Origin of the sequence: Chromobacterium sp. S0633, from assembly GCF_024158805.1 — a bacterium.
Taxonomy (GTDB): Bacteria; Pseudomonadota; Gammaproteobacteria; order Burkholderiales; family Chromobacteriaceae; genus Chromobacterium.
Genome location: NZ_JAMZGH010000104.1, coordinates 1 through 2,224, shown reverse-complemented (window position 1 = coordinate 2,224; position 2,224 = coordinate 1). Strand labels below are relative to the sequence as shown.

At 66.1% G+C, this 2,224-nt stretch carries 1 protein-coding gene; it reads right to left on the bottom strand.

The window, feature by feature from the left end; translation table 11 throughout:
- The coding region (locus tag NK214_RS24740; RefSeq protein WP_253315787.1) for a hypothetical protein at positions 1-2,224 on the bottom strand (2,224 nt) is incomplete at both ends.

Genomic DNA, 2,224 nt, shown 5'->3' with positions numbered 1-2,224 from the left:
GCCGCTCAGGCTGTTGGCGTCCGCCAGCAGATACCACATCGCCTGGTCGCCCCACAGCGACGCCGCCAGGCTTTGCAGGGTATCGCCAGCTTTGACTGTAACGAAGCCCGGCGTCTGCCCCGGGTAGCTCGGACCGATCGGCTCGTAGTTCTGGTCGAAGTCGGCGCTGTTCACCGGCAGACCTTCGCGGTACTGGTCTTTGCGGTTGCCGATCTGGCTTTGCGCCAAGGCCTGGGCGTAGTCGACCCGGCTGGCGCCGTCGTTGCCCACCGAGCCGATCTGCTTGCCGTCCAGGAAGTAGTAGTCCTGCCGTTTGTAGGTGCTGCCCTTGGCGATTTCCTCGCGCTTGAGCACCAGGCCCTGGGCGTTGTTGACGTAGCGGAGGCTGCGCTGGCCCACTTCGTCGCGCGCTTCGGCCAGGTGGCCGTTGACGTTGTAGCTGAGATGGGAGTAGCCCTTTTCCCAGCCCGGCGCGTCCTTGTTGTAGGGCTGGGCGGTGATGGTGCTCTGCTTGGCTTCGTCCCACCATTCATAGCCGTAATAGCTGGTGGTGGTGGTGCCGCTGCTGCTCTGCGCGCTGCTGGCCACGGTGCCGTCCGCCATCAGGGTGTAGGTGGTGGTGGCGCCGTCCCGGGTTTGCTGCAGCAGTTTGTGGTCGGCGTCGTAACGGGACTGGGTCTGGCTGCTGACGCCGCCGTCGCCGTTCCAGCGGTATTGGCGGTATGCGGTGGCGCGTCCCAGCAGGTCGTTGTCGCGCTGGGAGGCCAGCTTGCCGTTGATGCGGGTGCTCTCCAGATAGCCGTCGGCGCTGTAGCTGTAGGTCTCGGTGGTTCCATCAGAGGCGTTGATGGCCTGCACCCGTTCGCCGGCGGCGTTGTAGAGGATGTCGACGCCGTCGCCGCCCTGGGGGCCGCGGCCGATCTGGCCGTCGATCTTGCTGCCCTTGGTGGTGAGGAAGCGGTTCATGCTGTCGTAGCGGTACCAGTAGTCCTGGGTCCGCTTCTGGCCGTCGACGCCGTCGTGATAGACGCTGTTGACGTTGATGCGGTTGCCGACCGCGTCGTAGCGGTAGGTGATCAGGAATTTGGGATCCTTGATCTGGGTGACCCGGCCCAGCGCGTCGTACTGGATGTCGGCGTACTGGTAGAACTCGCGGCTCTGGTTGTTGAGGCTGGTATAGCCTTCAAAGGTCTTATTGCCGTCGTTGTCGTACTCGTACAGGGTGTAGCTGTCCAGCGCGTGGTCGGACAGGCTCTTCAGATAGCCGTTGCCGTAGTACTGGTAAGTGATGCGCTGGCCGGTGCTGCCGCTTTGTTCGGCCACCTGGCCGGCGTGGTTGTAGCGGTAGCTGAAGCGGTGGTTGCCCAGGTCGACATGGGCCACCTTATGGCCGAACAGGCTGACGTCGTCGGTCTGGCTGCGGCCGTTGGCGTCGGTCTTGACGCTGCGCCAGCCGCCGACGACGATGCCGCCGGCCCCGGCGATGGCGGCGTCCCACTGGTAGCGGTAGCTCACCCGGCGCCCGGCGGCGCTGACGGTGGCCAGCACCCGGCCCAGGCTGTCGTACTGGGTGGTGTCGGCCAGGCTGTCCTTGCCGTCGCTGGTGCTGCGGTGGGCGATGCGCTGGCCGGCGCTGTCGTAGTCGTATTCGTCGTAGCCGCGGCGGCCGTCGGCGCGCACGGCGCGGTCCTGACGGATCAGCTGGTTGTTGGCGTTGTAGCGGTAATCGCTGCGGCGGCCGATTTCGTCGACGCTGACACGCAGATTGCCGAACACGTCGTAGCCCAGTTGTTTGACGCCTCCGTCGGCGTGCGCCTCGCCACCGCTCTTGCCCTGGCCCCGTTCGCCGCCAGCCAGCCAGCTTTGGCGGTTAAGCTGGCCATTGGCGTCGACGGTGGCCACCAGATTGCCCAGCGCGTCGTAGCGGTACTGGGTGCGTACCGGCGGCGGGGCCTGGTTGCCGGCCGCGACGATCACGGTTTGCGGGTCTTGCTTGGCCAGCAGTTGGCCGAAGGCGCTGTATTCAAAGGTGGTGCTGTTGCCGCGGCCGTCGGTTTCGCTGCTCACTTCGCCGAAGGCGTTGTACTGCTGGCGGCGGATGATGTTGTGCTCGCTCTGGCTGGTGCCGGTGATCACCCAGTTGAGGCGGGCGCTGTCGACGCCGCTGTGGCGGCGCAGATAGCCGCTGACGTCCAGCGCCGCGCCGTCGGCGCCGGTCAGCAAG